Source organism: Synechococcus sp. HK05 (assembly GCF_019104765.1).
In the GTDB taxonomy this organism is placed as follows: Bacteria; Cyanobacteriota; Cyanobacteriia; order PCC-6307; family Cyanobiaceae; genus Vulcanococcus.
In genome coordinates, this window is record NZ_JAHRXJ010000004.1 from 184418 (window position 1) to 201375 (window position 16958).

The 16958-nt window shown below is 64.0% G+C and carries 20 protein-coding genes; 16 read left to right on the forward strand and 4 right to left on the reverse strand.

What is annotated here, in order from left to right:
• Positions 1–5: 5 nt before the first annotated feature.
• On the forward strand, positions 6–1124 hold the full coding sequence (locus KUL97_RS04210; RefSeq protein ID WP_254896176.1) for a zinc peptidase: 1119 nt from the start codon (positions 6–8) through the stop codon (positions 1122–1124).
• Here the strand turns inward: KUL97_RS04210 and KUL97_RS04215 are convergent.
• Together KUL97_RS04215 and KUL97_RS04220 are read right to left on the reverse strand one after the other, a co-directional pair.
• The gene (locus KUL97_RS04215) at positions 1114–1923 is read right to left on the reverse strand and encodes a glutathione S-transferase family protein (protein WP_217795724.1); all 810 of its coding nucleotides are present in this window, start codon (positions 1921–1923) and stop codon (positions 1114–1116) included. The two genes, KUL97_RS04210 and KUL97_RS04215, sit on opposite strands and share 11 nt — an antisense overlap.
• Positions 1924–1929: 6 nt before the next feature.
• Positions 1930–2088 carry a hypothetical protein gene (locus KUL97_RS04220; RefSeq protein ID WP_217795725.1) on the reverse strand — a complete coding sequence of 53 codons (159 nt, stop codon included), beginning with the start codon at positions 2086–2088 and terminating at the stop codon, positions 1930–1932.
• A gap of 172 nt (positions 2089–2260) precedes the next feature.
• Here KUL97_RS04220 and KUL97_RS04225 point away from each other — a divergent pair, with 172 nt between their 5' ends.
• From KUL97_RS04225 to psaK, 14 genes are all read left to right on the forward strand, one after another.
• Positions 2261–3748: a bifunctional orotidine-5'-phosphate decarboxylase/orotate phosphoribosyltransferase gene (locus KUL97_RS04225; RefSeq protein ID WP_217795726.1), complete on the forward strand. Its 1488-nt coding sequence runs from the start codon at positions 2261–2263 to the stop codon at positions 3746–3748.
• 20 nt (positions 3749–3768) lie between these two features.
• On the forward strand, positions 3769–4125 hold the full coding sequence (locus KUL97_RS04230; RefSeq protein ID WP_217795727.1) for a hypothetical protein: 357 nt from the start codon (positions 3769–3771) through the stop codon (positions 4123–4125).
• A 5-nt stretch (positions 4126–4130) separates the two neighbouring features.
• Entirely contained in the window at positions 4131–5105 is a 975-nt protein-coding gene (locus KUL97_RS04235; RefSeq protein WP_217796027.1) for an ATP-binding cassette domain-containing protein, read from the forward strand.
• Between the two features lies 1 nt (position 5106).
• On the forward strand, positions 5107–5898 hold the full coding sequence (locus KUL97_RS04240) for an ABC-2 family transporter protein (protein ID WP_217795728.1): 792 nt from the start codon (positions 5107–5109) through the stop codon (positions 5896–5898).
• Positions 5895–6698, forward strand: coding sequence for an ABC transporter permease (locus KUL97_RS04245; protein WP_217795729.1), 804 nt, complete (start codon positions 5895–5897; stop codon positions 6696–6698). The genes KUL97_RS04240 and KUL97_RS04245 overlap by 4 nt, the downstream gene beginning before the upstream one ends.
• A gap of 105 nt (positions 6699–6803) precedes the next feature.
• Positions 6804–7052, forward strand: coding sequence for a hypothetical protein (locus tag KUL97_RS04250; RefSeq protein ID WP_217795730.1), 249 nt, complete (start codon positions 6804–6806; stop codon positions 7050–7052).
• Positions 7049–8776, forward strand: coding sequence for a ShlB/FhaC/HecB family hemolysin secretion/activation protein (locus KUL97_RS04255; protein ID WP_217795731.1), 1728 nt, complete (start codon positions 7049–7051; stop codon positions 8774–8776). The genes KUL97_RS04250 and KUL97_RS04255 overlap by 4 nt, the downstream gene beginning before the upstream one ends.
• A gap of 103 nt (positions 8777–8879) precedes the next feature.
• Entirely contained in the window at positions 8880–9137 is a 258-nt protein-coding gene (locus tag KUL97_RS04260) for a DUF3136 domain-containing protein (RefSeq protein ID WP_217795732.1), read from the forward strand.
• Between the two features lie 105 nt (positions 9138–9242).
• Positions 9243–10373 carry a phosphotransferase enzyme family protein gene (locus KUL97_RS04265; protein ID WP_217795733.1) on the forward strand — a complete coding sequence of 377 codons (1131 nt, stop codon included), beginning with the start codon at positions 9243–9245 and terminating at the stop codon, positions 10371–10373.
• Positions 10351–10890, forward strand: a complete 540-nt coding sequence (locus KUL97_RS04270) for a DOMON-like domain-containing protein (protein ID WP_217795734.1) — start codon at positions 10351–10353, stop codon at positions 10888–10890. Before KUL97_RS04265 ends, KUL97_RS04270 begins: the two co-directional genes overlap by 23 nt.
• An 80-nt stretch (positions 10891–10970) precedes the next feature.
• The gene (locus tag KUL97_RS04275) at positions 10971–11156 is read left to right on the forward strand and encodes a hypothetical protein (protein ID WP_217795735.1); all 186 of its coding nucleotides are present in this window, start codon (positions 10971–10973) and stop codon (positions 11154–11156) included.
• A 22-nt stretch (positions 11157–11178) separates the two neighbouring features.
• On the forward strand, positions 11179–11472 hold the full coding sequence (locus KUL97_RS04280) for a DUF2499 domain-containing protein (RefSeq protein WP_217795736.1): 294 nt from the start codon (positions 11179–11181) through the stop codon (positions 11470–11472).
• Positions 11469–11798, forward strand: a complete 330-nt coding sequence (locus tag KUL97_RS04285) for a DUF3593 domain-containing protein (protein ID WP_217795737.1) — start codon at positions 11469–11471, stop codon at positions 11796–11798. Before KUL97_RS04280 ends, KUL97_RS04285 begins: the two co-directional genes overlap by 4 nt.
• Before the next feature lie 80 nt (positions 11799–11878).
• A complete protein-coding gene (gene psaK / locus KUL97_RS04290; RefSeq protein ID WP_217795738.1) occupies positions 11879–12136 on the forward strand; it encodes a photosystem I reaction center subunit PsaK in 258 nt (85 codons plus the stop codon).
• Positions 12137–12140: 4 nt separating this feature from the next.
• On the opposite strand, the gene KUL97_RS04295 is transcribed toward psaK, so the two are convergent.
• Positions 12141–13337 carry an NAD(P)/FAD-dependent oxidoreductase gene (locus KUL97_RS04295; protein ID WP_217795739.1) on the reverse strand — a complete coding sequence of 399 codons (1197 nt, stop codon included), beginning with the start codon at positions 13335–13337 and terminating at the stop codon, positions 12141–12143.
• Positions 13330–15237, reverse strand: coding sequence for a 1-deoxy-D-xylulose-5-phosphate synthase (gene dxs / locus KUL97_RS04300; protein WP_217795740.1), 1908 nt, complete (start codon positions 15235–15237; stop codon positions 13330–13332). The genes KUL97_RS04295 and dxs overlap by 8 nt, the downstream gene beginning before the upstream one ends.
• A 118-nt stretch (positions 15238–15355) precedes the next feature.
• Here dxs and ilvA point away from each other — a divergent pair, with 118 nt between their 5' ends.
• Positions 15356–16939 carry a threonine ammonia-lyase, biosynthetic gene (gene ilvA / locus KUL97_RS04305; RefSeq protein ID WP_217795741.1) on the forward strand — a complete coding sequence of 528 codons (1584 nt, stop codon included), beginning with the start codon at positions 15356–15358 and terminating at the stop codon, positions 16937–16939.
• Positions 16940–16958 lie beyond the last annotated feature (19 nt).

Here is a 16958-nt window from a genome sequence, read left to right on the forward strand (position 1 = left end):
CGGGCATGTTCCGATTCAGCCGCCATTGCTTAAGGCCCCTGCTGATCGCATGGCTCAGTAGCCAGGCCGCTGCCGTTGGCCAGCCCTGGGCGCCAGGCCAGGGTCCACCGCCCGGATTAACCCTCCCAAGCCGAGCCGAGGCCCAGCAGCTGGAGGAGCTGCGCCAAACCGGTGAACCGAAACAACTGCGCGAGCGTTACCTGCGGGAAGCCCACAACCTCCTGCACCGCTTCTGGGCCAGCCAAGAGCAGCCCAAATTGCTCCTGGCCGGCGATCGCGCCGAAGGCTGTGGGGTGAAGAAGGTGGCCCACCCCATGGCTTATTACTGCCCGCCCAGCCGCGAGTTGGCCATGGCCTTGAATCTGCGCAGCAGCGTGCGCAGCGCCAAGGGCAAAACAGATCGCGAGCTGTTGCTGCTCGACCTGGCCGTTTTGGCCCATGAATGGGGGCACCACGTGAACCGCGAACTGGGGCGTGGTCCGTTCCAGGGTGGCCTCGGACTCACGGTGAAACAGGAGGAACTCGCGGCCGATTGGCGCACCGGTGTGTTCCTCGGCTGGATGCTCAACCAGGGAGCCATCAACGTGGACGACTTCACGCAGACGGCCAATCTCATGTTTGAGATGGGCGATTACGAGCGGATGGCAGCCCAACACCACGGCTATCCCAAAGATCGCTTTCAGGCCCTGACCCGCGGTCTGAGCAGCCAGCTGCGCGCGGGGCAGAAACTGGGGGAGTGGCGGGTTGACACCAGCGAAACCTTCAGCCGACCACTGCGGGTGTCCGCCGAGGATCGCCAACTCGGGCGGAGGCGTTACGAGGTGCGCCGCTTTGAAATCGACCGCGACCAACAAATCGCCACCAACCTGATCGGAGGCTTGCTGGGAGCAGCGAGCTGCGTCTGGGGAAACCAGCAGCAATGCATCGGCATGGCGGCGCAGCAGGGCAAAGGGCGAGCCGATGGTCGCTACACAGCACGGCGGCTCACGCTCGATTGCCGCACGGGCCGCTTCGATGTGAGCGACGACGCCTTTGATCCCCAACCTGTGGCCCGCGATGGCAAGGGCCAGGCTCCGGTGCTTCTGGAACGCGACTGCGCAACAGCACAAGCGCTCAGGGGTTGAAGCTGGTGTGGCGAGCGTCCAGGGCTGCCTGCAGGAAGCGGCGCCGTTGGAAGCGTGTCCACACGTCGGCCTGGCCAAAGGCTGGGCGCTGCTGATAACGCTGCCACCATCCCTGGAGATCGTTCCGGTTCAGCAGGCTGAGCTCACCCGCCATCGCCAGCCGCGAGGTGAGCACCGCCAGCACCACATCGGCGCTGCTGATCGCGCCGCCGAACAACCAACCACTGGCCACCACAGGCGGCAGCGACGCCAGGTAGGCCGACACCTGCTCCCGTTGTTCAGCCAGCACCTGCGGAGCGGGCCGATCACGAAAGACCGTCAACCGCGCCCGATTCACCTGGATTTTGGCCTCAAGCACAGCGGCCTGATCCGGGGCGTGTTGGGCCTCGCGCTCCAATTTGGCGTTGATCCCACTGAGCATCGGCACCATCACCCGTTTGAACCAGGGCCGGCTTGAGAGCAGTTTGCTGAACGTGAGCGTTTCGATCGAGAGGGCGTAGTGGCCAGCCACCGCTTGTTGAATCGCCTCGCGCCGGCTGGGATCCGCATCAGCCCACGGCACCGAAGCGTGTTCAGCGGCGTAGGCCAGGATCTGCGCGCTATCGGTCAGCAGTAGCCCGGATCCCCGCAAGGTTGGAACGGTCATCTTCGGGTTGAGCTGGCGGTAAGCCGGGCTCAACTGCTGCTTGGCCAGGTGGATATCCATCAGCCGGCTGATGGTGGACACCCCGGCTTCCGCGAGGGCCAGGCGCGCCACCATCGAGTAGTAGGAGGGCGCGGCGTGAAACAGCTCCAACATGATGGTTTAGGCGAGATGCAGCAGCAGCTCCAGCTGGAGCTTGTCGGCCAGGCCTGAATCGATGGCCCTGAACTGAGCCAAGGCACGGCGACGTTGGTGGGGGTGCAGCTCGAGCAAGTCGGCCAGGGCCAGTTCGAGGCAGCGTTGATCGAGCTCTCGGTTCACAGGATGGGCTCAGCGACCGGATCACATCAGCCGGGGACCATGACGGCCACGGGCCAGGGCCAGATCAACAGCCTGCCCGCCGGGCCTTGTCGCCGGTTTGCTACGAGCTGTGTCCACATCCACCGCTGGGGGTGGCTGATCTCCTATCAACAACCATGCCGCAGTCCGGCGGATGGGCTTCTTCGTTCAACTCACTGAAGCCATCGCCGAGCGCCAGTCGCTCCTGATGACGGGTCTCGACCCCAATCCGGAGATGTTGCAGAACTGGGCCTTGCGGCATGGCATGGGCAACCGCTCCTTCCTGAGCCAGGCCCGGCATTGGATCAAAGCGGTGGTGGAAGCCACCAGCCCCCATGTCTGTGCGATCAAGGCCAGCTTGGGCTTCTACCAGGCCTTGGGGCCCCTTGGGCTGGAGCTCCTGCTGGAGGTGCGCGATCTGGTGCCCCGCGATCTACCGCTGATCATCGACGCCAAGCATGGCGATCTGAATTCCTCCACCGCCCTAGCCCACTACCTGTTCAGGGATCTCGGGGTGGATGCGGTCACCCTCTCGCCGATGGCCGGGCAAGACATCGCCGCACCGTTTCTGCTCTACGCCGACAAGGCGGTGGTGATCACCTGCCGCAGTTCCAATCCAGCCGCCAAACGGATTCAGTACCACCCCAGCGAGAGCGATCCACTGTTTCTCCAGATCGTGCGCGAAAGCCAGCTCTGGGGCACGCCCGATCAACTGCTGCTGGAAGTGGGCACCAGCGACCCGGCCGTGTTGGCCCAGGTGCGCCAGGCCGCGCCGGAGCGCGTGCTGATGTTGCGCAGCATCTGGAGCGAGGAGGAACGGCTCGATGGCTTGCTGGAGGCTGGTCTCAATGACGCCGCCGATGGCTTGTTGCTGCCCCTGCCGCAAAACCTCCTGGTGGATGACGACCTGAGCGAACAGGCCGAGGCACTCAAGGCGTTGATCAACCGGCGCCGCCAACGGTGGCTGGAGCAACAACCCGAGCAATCCGCCAACAGCTGTGAGCTCTGGCTGGCCGATCCCCCTCCAGACGTTGGGGAGGCATCCCCCGCTGGAGATGCGATGGAGGCGCTGATCGTCGATCTCTTTGACATCGGCTGCCTGCTCTTCGGCGAGTATGTGCAGGCCTCCGGTGCGGTGTTCAACTACTACATCGATCTGCGCCAGATCATTTCTGATCCCAACCTCTTTCATCGGGTGTTGCACGGCTACAGCGGTTTGCTCGAGCAGCTGCAGTTCGATCGGATCGCCGGCATCCCCTACGGATCGCTACCCACGGCGACGGGATTGTCGCTGGCTCTGCACAAGCCTCTGATCTATCCGCGCAAGGAAGTGAAGGCCCACGGCGCGCGGCGACTGATCGAAGGCGACTTCAACGAAGGCGATCAGGTGGTGGTGGTGGACGACATCTTGATCACCGGCGGCAGCGTGCTCGAAGGGATCGCCAAGCTCGAAAGCTCTGGCCTGGTGGTGAAGGATGTGGTGGTGTTCATCGACCACGGTGGTGAACGGGATCGGCATGCCCGTGAACGACTGGAACAGCAGGGCTACCGGGTGCACGCCGTGCTCGATATTCCTCGCATCACCCAGGTGTTGCTCAAAGCCGGACGACTGGATGCAAGCCAGGCGGCGCTGCTGGGTTGAGAACGCATCAGAATGGAGCGATGGCTGAGTGTTCCCAGCGGCCCCAAGGGCCTGCGCGTTTGGCCCCAGGAGCAGGAGCCCCACTGCTCCTGGCCGCCCTGATGCTGGGGCTGGTGGGATGCGCGCCCCGGCAACCGAAACCAGAACCCGGCACCACGCCAACCCAACAACCCGCGCGACCGCCCAACACCCCGGTGCCGCCTGAAGCGAATGCCAAGGTGAGCCGAGCCCTGGTCGCAGCAGCGGATCTGTTCAATCGCGGCGAAAACGATCTGGCCTGTGAACAGGTTGCCAACGCCGAGCGCTGGCAACGCTCGGCATCTGCAGCCGCGCCGAGCGAATTGGAGCGTTTCCGCCAGGCCTGCCAGACACCGTGAGCGCCATTATTGAAGCCGAAGGGTTATCCAAAACCTTTCACGTTGCCGATAAACAGCCCGGCATGGCCGGCACACTGCGGCACCTGCTCAGGCGGCAGCTGCGGCCCGTTGAAGCTGTGCGAGATCTGAGTTTTGCCATTCAACCGGGTGAGATGGTGGGTTTTCTCGGTGCCAATGGGGCTGGTAAAACCACCACCTTGAAGATGTTGAGCGGCCTGATTCATCCCAGCGCCGGCCATCTACAGGTGGCCGGCTATCGGCCGCAGCAACGCCGCGAGCACTTCCTGCAGCAGATCACCTTGGTGATGGGCAACCGGCAGCAATTGATGTGGGATCTGCCACCGATGGATTCCCTGCGTGTGAATGCAGCCGTGTATGGGATTGACCCAATCGAAGCCAAGCGGCGCATTGAAACCCTCGCAGAGATGCTGGAGCTGGGGGATGAATTGCACCGCCCGGTGCGGAAGCTGTCGCTCGGTCAACGCATGAAGGCCGAACTGCTGGCAGCCCTGCTGCATCGCCCGGCCGTGTTGTTCCTGGATGAACCCACCCTCGGGCTGGATGTGAATGCGCAGGCACGGGTGCGGGAGTTTCTAGCCGACTACAACCAGCGTTATGGGGCCACAGTGCTTCTCACCAGCCATTACATGGGCGACATCACAGCCCTGTGTGAGCGGGTGCTGTTAATTCATCAGGGGCACTTGTTTCATGACGGCCCCCTCGATGCCCTCACCACACGCCTGGCCCCCTGCCGGCAGGTGCGCCTGGAACTGCGTCAGCCGCAGGAGCGCAGCGCCTTGGAAGCCTTTGGCACCGTGGAGGTGCATCAAGGCCATCATGTGCGACTGCTGGTGCCGCGCGACCAACTCACGCAGCAGGTGAGCCAGTTGCTGTTGCAATTTGAGGTCGTGGATCTGGAGGTGAATGATCCACCGATTGAGGAGTTGATCGGGGCGCTGTTCACCGCGCAACCCAACTGAGATGGTGAGGCGTATCCAACGCATCGGCAGGGCCCTGCTCACGAGCCAAATGGCCTTGATGCTCGAATACCGAGCTGAGATTGCGCTGTGGGCCCTCTCTGGTGTGTTGCCCCTGATCATGCTCGCGGTGTGGCAGGGCTCGGATGGTGCGGCCGCCGCTGGGCTGAGCTCCTCCAGCCTCGCTCACTATTTCCTGGCAGCCTTTGTGGTGCGGCAATTCAGCGTGGTGTGGATGATCCACGTGTTTGAAGACGACGCACTCCAGGGGAAGCTCTCCCCCCAATTGCTCCAACCGCTGCAGCCGCTATGGCGCTATCTCGCTGCCCATGTGGCCGAACAATGCACTCGCTTGCCATTCGTGGGGCTCATGCTCGGGGTGTTGGCCTTGGCGCAGCCCAAGCTGCTGTGGTGGCCAAGTGCCCTTGAGCTGATCCTCGGCATTGCAGCAATTCAAGCCGCCTTCATCCTGCGTTTTCTGCTGCAAAGCGTGATCGCCATGCTGTGTTTCTGGAGTGAGCGGGCTGCTGCACTCGATCGGCTGCTGCTGATTCCCTATCTGTTTCTATCGGGGCTCGTGGCTCCCCTGCAGACCTATCCACCCGCCATCCAGAAATTGGCCTGGCTCACCCCCTTTCCCTCGATGGTGGCCTTTCCCGCTGCGGTTCTGGCGGGAGAGCCGGTGGCGATCGGCCCTGGATTTCTGCAGCTGGCGCTCTGGAGCCTCCTGCTGTATCCCCTGCTGATGCTGCTCTGGAGGGCGGGTGTCCGCCGCTACGGAGCCATGGGCGCATGAGTCAACAGCGCTGGCTTCGCTACGCCCGCAGCCTGCGGCGGTTCTGGGCGAGCTCACTCGAAGCCGAATTGGAATACCAACTCAACCTTGTGGTGGAACTTTTGGCAGTGCTGGGCAATCTGGCCGGCAGCCTGTTGGTGCTCAATCTGTTGGCGGGCCCCTCGCGGCAACTGGGCGGCTGGAGTTGGAACAGTGCCTTGGTGGTGGTGGGGATCTACACCCTGCTCGATGGCTTCACCAGCGCCGTCTTGCAACCCAACCTCAGCCGCATCGTGAACCATGTGCAAAACGGAACGCTCGATTTCGTGCTGCTCAAACCGATCGACAGTCAGTTCTGGCTGTCCACCCGAAGCTTCTCCCCCTGGGGACTGCCGGGTATCGCTGCGGGGTTGGTGTTGATCAGCTGGGCTGTGATGCACAGCGATGCAGCGATCAGGCCTGAAGCGGTGATCCTGGCGGCAACCCTGATGGTCGCCGCGGCGGTGATCCTTTACAGCCTCTGGTTTTTATTGGCAGGGCTCTCGATCTGGTTCGTGAAGATCTGGAATGCCACCGAGGTCCTGCGGTACACGCTCGTGGCCGGTCGCTATCCGATCAGCGCCTATCCACCTGCGCTCAGGCTGCTGTTCACCTTCGTATTGCCAGTGGCCTTTCTCACCACGGTGCCGGCCGAAGCGCTCCTGGGTCAGGGGTCATGGCCATGGGCCTTCGGCTCCTTGGTTGCAGCAGCCCTCAGCCTGATCGGCACACGGTTGTTCTGGAAGCTGGCCCTACGGCACTACACATCGGCCTCCAGCTGACGCCATCGACGAACTGGTGCTGGTGTGAAAGGAGATGAACGGAGCTTGCAGGCTCAGAGCCGTGGGTCGACCCTGCAGGCAGCGATCCAGTGAGGTCCAAAGGCCATGCATAGCCCCCAAGCCTTGCGCGATCGCTACCTACAGGGCCTGAGCAGCCCCGGCGAGATCAATGCCATCGCCCGCACCTACGCCAGCTTGCGGGAGATGCCCTTTGAGCAAGCCCTGCAGGATGTGCACGAGGGCATCGGCTATGAACTGCGCTGCAGCGATCAGGACGCCGCAGAGCCGTTTCCATGGCACGAAGTGAGCCGCTCCCTGGTGCCACTCGGGCGGCAGTGGATCAACGGCGTGTGAGATCCGCGCAACGCTGGGGATGGCGGCTGACCGCGTCGGCCCTGGTTGCCCTGATCAGTCACCACGCTTCCGTACGAGCCCAGATCACCCCAAGCCAGGCCCTGCAACAGCGCCTTCAGGAGGATCAACTGCGGCTGCGCTTGCTCGAGGTTGACGACGACCAACGCAGTGAGCAACCGCTGATCGAAGCGGCTCCCAGACCGGAGACCCCCTGGAGCAGCCCACTGCAGCTCAAAACGCTTGCGCTCAGCACAACCCTGCCCGAAGCGCAGGCGCTGCAACAACAGCTCCAGCGCTGGGTGGGGCAAACGATCAACGATCAGCAGCTGAGCGCGATTCGGCTGGAGATCGAAACCTGGTACTGGGAACGCGATCGTGCCGTGAGCGTCACGATCGCCGAGGCCAACCGCCAAGAGGGAGCCTTGATCCTTCTGGTGACGCCGCTGGTGCTGGATGCGGTGACCGTGGCCCCGGATCCAGCCCATCACCTCAGTGATGCCCTGGCCATTGGGATGGTGACCCGTGCCGTGCCCCTCGGATCGGAGCTCAGACCGGGAAAGATCGAATCTGCCCTGCTGAAGCTCAATGATCTCTGGGGGGTTGACGTTCGAGCGCGGTTGGAATCCGACTCCGGTGGAGCGGGGCGAATCCTGGTGCTCGTGATCCGTGATCTCAACCGCACCGGTGCGCTGCTGGAGGTGGACAACTACCTCAACCGCTATGTCGGCACCCTCCGCACCCTGGCCACGTTGACTGCCGCCAATCGCCTGGGCCAAGGCGAACGGGTGTGGGTGAATCCCTCCTGGTGGGGCAGCGGCCAGGGCACCGGAACCGCACCGCTGCAGCTTGGGGTTGATTGGCCGCTGGGCGACAACGGCTTGCTGCTGAGCGCAACGGCCAACGCCGGGCGGTATCGCCTGGTGAACACCGGCAGCACGCTCTACACCGGCGACACCGCCGGACTCTCCATCAGCCTGTTGCAACCGCTCTGGCGCAGAGATGAACGCAGCCTGTGGGTGCGCCTCAGCGGCGAAGGACTGCAATTCCGCGATGACCGGCAACACGTGAACGTGGATGACAAACGCAGCGGTGTGCTGCGCGGTGCCTTGATTGGCAGCAGCAGCGATCGCTGGCTGGGTGAAGGATCGACCAGCTGGGTGCTGGGGGGATCGATGGGCAGCCTCAATCTGGATGGCAATCCCGCGTTTAAGGGGTTCGATGCGCTGACCACCCGCTTCCAGGGCACCTACGGAGCGCTCAATCTGAACCTGGTGCGCGAACAACGGTTCAATTCAACGTGGAGTGCCCGCTGGTTGGTGCTCGGTCAATGGGCCTTCACCAACCTCTCGGGCTACGAGCAGTGCGGCCTGGGCTGGCCCAATGGCGTGCGCGCCTATCCGCCTGGGGAAAATTCCTCCAGCAGCTGTCTGGTGAGCCAATTCGATCTGAACTGGCGGCTTCGCCCGTGGTTGACGCTGATCGGATTCGCAGATTTGGCCTGGGGAGAGCGCTGGCGTCAGCCCTTCCCCGGCTCCCTCCAACCCAACAGCTACGGCCTGGCTGGAGCTGGCTTTGGCTTCGATCTCGGACGAAGCGGCAGTTGGCTGGTGGCCCTGCGGGCGGCCTTCCCGATCGGAGGCAATCCAGCGACCAACAGCTTCATCGATCTGGAAGTGGGCGATCCCTCCCCTCAACTCTGGGCTGGACTGCAGCTCTGGTTGTGATGAGGGGATGGCTGTGCTCAGTGCTACAGCCCACATGCATTTGACCGGGGGGGCCCTTAGCTCGCGTACGGTGATGGGGCTGCAACCCCCGGGCAGGCCTGCGATGAGCGACAGCCAAGGACTCACCATCGCTGAACTGGAGGCCAAATACTTCCTGTATCGCAAAGCCCTGAAACAACTGCTGCTTGAGGGTCGTCCCGCCGCCAATATTGAGAAAACCCTCTGTTGGAGCCGTCTGGAGACGTTGCACAACTGCCTGCCACGCCAATACAAATCACCGGATCACATCCGCCACCAGTTGCGTCGCGAGATCGAGCGTGAGCAGGGTGAAAATCTTGAGCGCAGCGCCGTCAGCCGCTGAGCAACGGCATCCCTCTTGCACGTCACTCCGGTCAACTGACTGACCCCCGACTGCCATTTCAGCGGCTGCTCACTGTCAAGTTGAACTGAGACTCCGTCTCGTCCATTGCCAGCTCGCTCCCAGGACGATCTGATCGCCATCGCGGAAGTCTTTCAAGGCGAAGGCTGCGTACAGATGGTGCAGCCCCTGGGCAACGGCAATGTCAATGACACCTATCTGGTGCAGTCCACCAGTGGATCCACGGTGTTGCAGTGCCTGAACACCCGCGTGTTCCAACAGCCTGAGCTGGTGCTGCAGAACCTGGAGGTGCTGGGGTCGCACATTGATCAAAAACTGAGCAGTGGAGCTACGCATCCCCTGCTGCAACAGCGTCGCTGGCAACTGCCCAGCCTGCTGCGCACCAAGACCAACGGCCAGAGCTGGCATCGCTGCAGCGCAGGGCATGTGTGGCGCTCCATCAGCTTTGTGCCCGATTGCACCTGTGTGAATGTGGTGGAGGGGGCTGAGCAGGCGCGGGAACTGGGGATTGGCCTAGGGCTGTTTCACCAGCTGATCAGCGATCTTCCCCCCGCTGCCCTGGCCGACACCTTGGAGGGCTTTCACATCACACCCTCCTATCTCGAGGCGTATCACCGGGCGCTCGTGCAAACCGATCGCCAACCCAATGCCGCCCGGGAGCGCTGCATCGCCTTCATCCGTGAACGCGAAGCCTCCTGCGATGTCCTGGAGCGGGCCAAGCAGCGGGGGGATCTGCCCATGCGACCGATCCATGGCGACCCCAAGATCAACAACGTGTTGCTGGATTGCCGCAGCGGCCAAGCGGTGGCCCTGATCGACCTCGACACGGTGAAGCCTGGACTGGTGCACTACGACATCGGCGACTGCCTGCGGTCGTGTTGCAACCGCCTGGGTGAAGAAACCGATCAGCTCGAGGCTGTTCAGTTTGATCTGGATCTGGCCGATGCCCTGCTGGAGGGGTATCTGGGGGTAGCGGGCAGCTTTCTGAGCGAGGTGGAACGTGGCTACATCCCAGAGGCCGCACGCTTAATCAGTTTTGAACTGGGCTTGCGCTTCTTCTGCGACCACCTTCAGGGCGACACTTACTTCAAGGCGGATTACCCCGATCACAATTTGCAGCGGGCTCTGGTGCAGTTCCAACTCAGCGCCAGCATCGAAAACCAGTTGCCGCAGCTGAGAGCACTGGTGGAGCGCCATGCAGCCCCTGCAGCCGTTTGAGCCCGACCCCGACCTGCGGGGGATCCAACTGGCCGCAGAGGCGATCTGGGCGGGCGGAGTCCTCAGCCTTCGCTACGCGCTCAACGGCCCAGCCGATGCGTTGCGCATGCCCGCGTCGACGGGAGCACCAGCGCGGCAGCACAACCTCTGGGAGAGCACCTGTTTTGAAGCCTTCATCGGCCTCCCCGGCGAGAAGGGCTACCGGGAACTGAACCTGGCGCCCAATGGGCACTGGAATGTGTATGCCCTCACGGGTTACCGGGCCAACTTGCAGGAATGGAGGGCTGTACAGGAGCTTCGCTACACGCTGCGGCGCACCAGCGAGCAGCTGCAGCTGACCTGTGCGTTGGATCTGAGCAGCTGGATCGCGGCGGATCAGGCCCTGGAACTTTCACTCACCGCCGTGCTGGATCACCGCGACACCGGCTGCAGCTACTGGGCCTGGCAGCACCGGGGCGAACAAGCCGACTTCCATCTGCGGCAGAGCTTCCAACGGCATGAAGCCAACGGCGGCTGATGGCAAAGCGGAAAGGAACCTTCAGTTTTCGGCAAGCCGCTCCACACTCCGTAGCGTGCGATACATCCACACCCGGTTCCTTGCGCGTTACCCACTGCGGCGATGAGCATCTGATCCAGCTCAGCGGCGAGGAAGCCGCGCAGCTGGTGGATGCCTGCGCCTTGCTGCTGCTGGCGTCGAAGAACGCACCGGGCTGCACCCTCAACAACAAGATGAGCCGGTTGCTGCAAACCGTGTTTGAACAGTTCAGCAGCCACAGCGTGTAAGGCGGGCCTGTAGAAGGAGGGCATGCACGCCCTCTCCCTGCCCACTTGGTGGATTCATGTGGCCTCCGTTCTGGAGTGGGGCCTGGCGATGCTGGCGATCCAACGTTGGGGCGAACGGCGGCAGGAACCGGAATGGAGCTGGTTAGCCCTGGCCATGACGCCAGCCTTGGTGAGTGCCATGGCCGCTTGCACCTGGCACCTCTTCGATAACGCCGCCGAACTGCAGGGGCTCGTGGTGCTGCAGGCCGCCTGCACCGCCCTGGGCAATACGGCCATGGCCGGAGCAGCGTGGACCCTCATGCGGCGGGCCCGATGAGCGATCTCTCGGCTTCAGCCCTGCTCAAGGCCCTGGGGGCCATCGATCCAGCGCCGTTTTTTGGCCTGTCACTGCTGCCCTACCTGGCGTTTCTGTGGTGGAGCTGGCGGTCAGGCCGGATGCCACGGCTCGCGTTCTGGGGCTTCTGCCTCACGCTGCTGTTCGTGTTGGTCACCATCGCGGCGGCGATCCTGGCGGAACGCAATTACGGACTGCAATTGGCGGATGTGGATCCACTCCATGGCGGGGCAGAGCTGTTCCTCACCCTGAGCAATGTGCTGGTGCTGCTGGGCTTCAGCCGGCTGCCGTCCAACGATGAACCGTGAACCAGGCAGTGAACAAGTCTTAAGCGACGCGTGCACCAGGGCAGTGCCGCTCGGAAGATGAAGCGTCGCCCGTGAATTCGATGCTCGCTCCCCTGCTGGCCATCGCCCCTGCATCCGTGTCCTGGTCGCCCAAGGTGGGCCTGGTGATGATCGCTGCCAACGTGATTGCCATCGGCATCGGCAAGGCCACCATCAAGTACCCCAACGAAGGTGCTCAGCTGCCCAACTCCGCCATGTTCGGCGGCATGAGCCACGCCTCGCTGCTGGCCACCACCTCCTTCGGCCACGTGCTCGGCATGGGCGCGATCCTGGGCCTGGCTGCCCGCGGCGTGCTCTGAAGCCCTAGCGCCAGCCCAACAGATAGGGCAGCGCCTTCCAGCCGTAGCGCTCGAAGCGATAGTGAAACAGCAGTGCCGAGAGCTCTTCGGCACTGCTTTTTTGTTGCAGGCCCTCCAGCAGCCGCTCCAGCCGCTGATCGCCGGCCGAGCTGTTGAGGCCCAGCCAGGTGCGCCGCGCCAGGCGGCCACTGAGCGACCAACGCCAGCCGAGGCGGCGGCGCAGCTGAAGCGGATAGCGCCGCAGCGCGTCCGGCCGCCCACCGAGAGCCTGCAGCAGCAGCGGCGCCAACACCTCGCTGCTGGCCATCGCATGGCGGATCCCTTCACCGCCCAACAGATTTCCGGTACTCACCGCATCACCAAGACCGAGCAGCGGGCCACGTTGATGGGGCTCGCGCCGGCGGATCGTGCTGCGGATCAAGCCGCCATGGCGATCGAGCACGGGTGCGTCAGCCAGGTGGAGGCGGAGCTGCAGCTGACTGAGCAACTGATGCAGCGGGGGTTGCCGCCGGCTGGCGTCGTGCAAACGACAAACGCCGAGTTTGAGCTGGCCAGGCTGCATTGGGAACACCCAGCCATAGCCCTGGGGCACCCAGGCCCTGCCCAGCATGAAACTGAGCCGTTCAGACCACTGGTTCCACTGCGGCAGCGGCAGCTGAAGCAACCATTCCACGCCGGAGCCGGCCACCAGTGCGCCGGACTCCGCTGGGGGGTCACCCAGCAGGGCACGCCGCTGGCCGGTGGCATCCACCAACCAACGGCACGCCACAGAGCGCTCCTGACCGCCAGGCCCCCGCAGGTTGGCGATGGCTCCGGAAGCGGCGGAGCACCATCCGCGCACCGCCCAGCCGAGCTGCAGGTGCGCTCCTGCGGCCGTGGCCTGGTCCGCCAACCACTGGCGCAGGCCGCCGAAATCGAGCACGGCGCCGAGATCGTGATCCGCCATCCACTGGCGCTGCTGGTCGCCGGGCCCATGCAGCTGCCATCCATGCCATCGGGCCGCCTGAACCTGAGCAGGCAGCTGAAACTCCTTCACCGCCGAGAGGGGGAGTGCCGCACTGGAGAAGGCGGCCTGATGGAGATCCAGCAGCGGATCCACCACTGCCACACACACACCGGCCTGGGCCAGGCGGCGGGCCAACAGCAAACCCGCCGGCCCAGCGCCTGCGATCAATACCTCAAAGGTCTGCTGGTCAGACACCCACCGGCTGGCGGCGCAGGGATCCGAAGCGATTAAGAATGCTGTCGGCCATCTGGGCCGGGGTGAGCCCCAGGGCCTGCTTGCTCTGATCGGGGGTGGCGTGGTCCACCAGCTGGTCGGGGATGCCGATGCGGTGCACCGGCACCAGCACGTCGTGATCGTTGAGGGTTTCCACCACGGCCGCGCCGAAACCGCCGGGCAGGCACCCTTCCTCCATGGTCACCACCCGACCGATCCGGCGGGCCATGGGCAGGATCAGCGCCTCATCCAGAGGACGCAGGAAGCGGGCGTTGATCACGGCCGCGCGCACGCCTTGCTCCTGCAGCAGACCGGCCGTGGCCATGGCGGGATACACCATGGCGCCGTAAGCCACGATCAACAGGTCGTCGCCATCGGCGAGTAGTTCACCGCGGCCGATCTCCAAAGGCTCCCAGCCTTCTTCCATCAGGGCAGCTCCTTCGCCCTCGCCGCGGGGGATGCGCAGGGCTGTGGGGCCGTTGTGCTGGAGGCAGGTCACCATCATCCGCTGCAACTCGGCCTCATCCTTCGGTGCCATCACCGTGAAATTGGGCACACAGCGCAGGTAGCTGATGTCGTACTGGCCCTGGTGGGTGGGTCCATCGGCGCCCACGATGCCGGCGCGGTCCAACACGAAGGTCACGGGCAGGTTCTGAATGCCCACGTCGTGGATGAGTTGGTCGTAGGCGCGCTGCAGGAAGGTGCTGTAGATCGCACACACCGGCCGCAGGCCTTCGCAGGCCATGCCAGCCGCCATGGTCACGGCGTGTTGCTCAGCGATGCCCACGTCAAAGTATTGATGAGGGCGAGCCTTCTCGAGCAGATCGAGGCCGGTGCCCGTGGCCATTGCCGCCGTAATGCCCACCACGCGCGGATCCTGCTCACACAGCTTCACCAGCGTCTGGCCAAACACCTTGCTGTAACTGGGGGGCTTGGGCTTACTGGAGGGATAGGCCTTGCCGGTGGCCAGATCAAAGGCGCTCTGGGCGTGGTAGCCCACCTGGTCTTCTTCGGCGTAGGCATAGCCCTTGCCCTTGGTGGTAGCCACGTGCACCAGCACAGGGCCCTCATGGGCGTGGGCCTGTTGGAACACCTGGATCATCCCGGCGATGTCGTGACCATCGACGGGACCCATGTAGGTGAAGCCCAGCTCCTCAAACACGGCACCGAGCTTGGGCACCGCCAGGCGCTTCATGCTCTCTTTGAGATTTTTGAGCTCAGGCGGCAGCTCACCGTGCAGGAAGGGAAGGTGCTTGATCGCCTCCTCAGCGTTGTCCTGCAGAAACTGCAACGGCTTGCTGTGCCGCATGCGGTTGAGGTGGGTGCTCAGCGCCCCCACCGGGGGGCTGATCGACATGTCGTTGTCGTTGAGCACCACCAGCAGGCGGGTGTTGGGCAGGTGGCCGGCGTGATTGATCGCCTCAAGGGCCATGCCACCGGTGAGGGATCCATCCCCGATCACCGCCACGCATTTGAAATCCTCACCGCGCTGATCACGGGCCAGGGCCATGCCCAGGGCCGCTGAGATCGAAGTGCTGGCATGGCCGGCACCGAAGTGGTCAAACGGGCTTTCGCAGCGCTTTAGATAACCCGCCACGCCATCCTTCTGGCGCAGGGTGTGGAAGTCGTTGTAACGACCGGTGATCAGCTTGTGGGGATAGGCCTGGTGGCCCACGTCCCACACCACCCGATCGTGGTCGAGATCGAGGGTTTGATAAAGCGCCAGGGTGAGTTCCACCACCCCCAGACCCGGACCGAGGTGGCCGCCACTGGTGCTCACCACCTCAAGGTGGCGTTCACGGATCTGACGCGCGATCGCCTCGAGCTCTGCAGTGCTCAGTCCGTGCAGCTGATTCGGATGCGTCAGCTCGCTGAGATGCATGCCCTGGGCCTTGATTGGGGATCAGCCTACGGTCTGCACTCAGGCCTTTGGTGGCGTAGAGCACGAAACCGAAGCCGTTGGCAGAGGCTTGTCACACTGGGGAAACGGTTAAGCAGCGATGAGCAACACCACCAGCCAGGACAGTGACCTGACGATGCTGTTGCGGATCCTGCGCGCGCGCGTGTACGACGTGGCGATCGAATCGCCCCTCGATCCGGCTCCCAACCTCTCGCGGCGCCTCAACAACACTGTGCTGCTCAAGCGGGAAGACCTGCAGCCGGTGTTCAGCTTCAAGCTGCGGGGGGCCTACAACAAAATGGCGAGCCTCAGCCGGGCTGAGCTCGAGCGCGGTGTGATTGCCGCCAGTGCCGGCAACCACGCCCAGGGTGTGGCGCTCGGAGCGCAACGGTTGGGCTGCCGCGCCGTGATCGTGATGCCGGTCACCACACCCGAGATGAAGGTGCGGGCCGTGGCGGCGCGCGGAGCCGAGGTGGTGCTGCACGGCGACAACTACGACGCGGCCTGCAGCGAGGCCTACCGACTGGCGGAGGAGCGCGGTCTCAGCTTCATTCACCCCTTTGATGATCCCGACGTGATCGCCGGGCAGGGCACGATCGGCCTGGAGATCCTGCGGCAGTGCTCAGCGCCGCCCGATGCGATCTACGTCGCCGTGGGCGGCGGCGGCCTGATCGCTGGGATCGCTGCCTACGTGAAAGCGCTCTGGCCTCAGGTGGAGGTGATCGGGGTGGAGCCGGAAGATGCCGACGCCATGACCCGCTCCCTGGCCCTCGGGGAACGGGTGAAACTCGAGCAGGTGGGCTTGTTCGCAGACGGCGTGGCCGTGCGCGAAGTGGGAGAGCAAACCTTCGCCCTGGCCCGCCGCCACGTTGACGCCATGGTGACGGTGAACACCGATGCCATCTGCGCCGCCATCAAAGACGTATTTGAGGACACCCGCTCGATCCTGGAGCCGGCGGGCGCCCTGGCGGTAGCCGGCATGAAAGCTGATGTGGCCCGGCGCGGCCTGCAGGAGCGCACCTTGGTGGCGGTGGCCTGCGGGGCCAACATGAATTTCGATCGGCTGCGGTTTGTGGCCGAACGCACCGAAATCAGTGAAGACCGCGAGGCGATGCTGGCCGTGGAGATCCCCGAACGGGCCGGCAGCCTGCGGGAGTTCTGCACGTTGCTGGGCAACCGCAACCTCACCGAGTTCAGCTACCGCCTTGCCGATCCCAGCCGCGCTCACATCTTTGTGGGGGTGCAAACCAGCGGCAGCAGCGATGAACAAGACCTGATCCAGAGGCTCAACGCCGCAGGGTTCCCCTGCCTGGATCTCTCCAACGATGAGCTCTCCAAGCTGCACCTGCGCCACATGGTGGGAGGCCGGATGCCGGCAGCCGCCACCGAGGCTTGCAGCCACACCCGTGAACTGCTCTACCGCTTCGAATTCCCGGAGCGGCCAGGAGCGCTGATGCGTTTCCTCACCAGCCTTCACCCCAACTGGAACATCAGCATCTTTCACTACCGCAACCATGGCGCCGACGTGGGCCGCATCGTGGTGGGGGTGCAGGTGCCGCCCGAGGAGGCCGGCGAGTGGCAGACCTTCCTCGATGGCCTCGGTTATCAATACGTGGATGAGACCGACAATCCCGCCTACCGCCTCTTCCTGGGGGAAGTGGCCGGCACGGTGGGCGTGGGATAACTTGCGAGCACAGCTGGGG

Excerpts from the sequence above, each read along its gene's own strand:
- KUL97_RS04270 (WP_217795734.1), top strand. The coding sequence starts at position 10,351 with ATGCAGCCCCTGCAGCCGTTTGAGCCCGACCCCGACCTGCGGGGGATC.
- KUL97_RS04260 (WP_217795732.1), top strand. The coding sequence starts at position 8,880 with ATGAGCGACAGCCAAGGACTCACCATCGCTGAACTGGAGGCCAAATAC.
- KUL97_RS04225 (WP_217795726.1), top strand. The coding sequence starts at position 2,261 with ATGGGCTTCTTCGTTCAACTCACTGAAGCCATCGCCGAGCGCCAGTCG.
- KUL97_RS04215 (WP_217795724.1), bottom strand. The coding sequence starts at position 1,923 with ATGTTGGAGCTGTTTCACGCCGCGCCCTCCTACTACTCGATGGTGGCG.
- KUL97_RS04245 (WP_217795729.1), top strand. The coding sequence starts at position 5,895 with ATGAGTCAACAGCGCTGGCTTCGCTACGCCCGCAGCCTGCGGCGGTTC.
- ilvA (WP_217795741.1), top strand. The coding sequence starts at position 15,356 with ATGAGCAACACCACCAGCCAGGACAGTGACCTGACGATGCTGTTGCGG.
- KUL97_RS04210 (WP_254896176.1), top strand. The coding sequence starts at position 6 with ATGTTCCGATTCAGCCGCCATTGCTTAAGGCCCCTGCTGATCGCATGG.
- KUL97_RS04285 (WP_217795737.1), top strand. The coding sequence starts at position 11,469 with ATGAGCGATCTCTCGGCTTCAGCCCTGCTCAAGGCCCTGGGGGCCATC.
- KUL97_RS04280 (WP_217795736.1), top strand. The coding sequence starts at position 11,179 with ATGCACGCCCTCTCCCTGCCCACTTGGTGGATTCATGTGGCCTCCGTT.
- KUL97_RS04230 (WP_217795727.1), top strand. The coding sequence starts at position 3,769 with ATGGCTGAGTGTTCCCAGCGGCCCCAAGGGCCTGCGCGTTTGGCCCCA.
- KUL97_RS04240 (WP_217795728.1), top strand. The coding sequence starts at position 5,107 with ATGGTGAGGCGTATCCAACGCATCGGCAGGGCCCTGCTCACGAGCCAA.
- dxs (WP_217795740.1), bottom strand. The coding sequence starts at position 15,237 with ATGCATCTCAGCGAGCTGACGCATCCGAATCAGCTGCACGGACTGAGC.
- psaK (WP_217795738.1), top strand. The coding sequence starts at position 11,879 with ATGCTCGCTCCCCTGCTGGCCATCGCCCCTGCATCCGTGTCCTGGTCG.
- KUL97_RS04250 (WP_217795730.1), top strand. The coding sequence starts at position 6,804 with ATGCATAGCCCCCAAGCCTTGCGCGATCGCTACCTACAGGGCCTGAGC.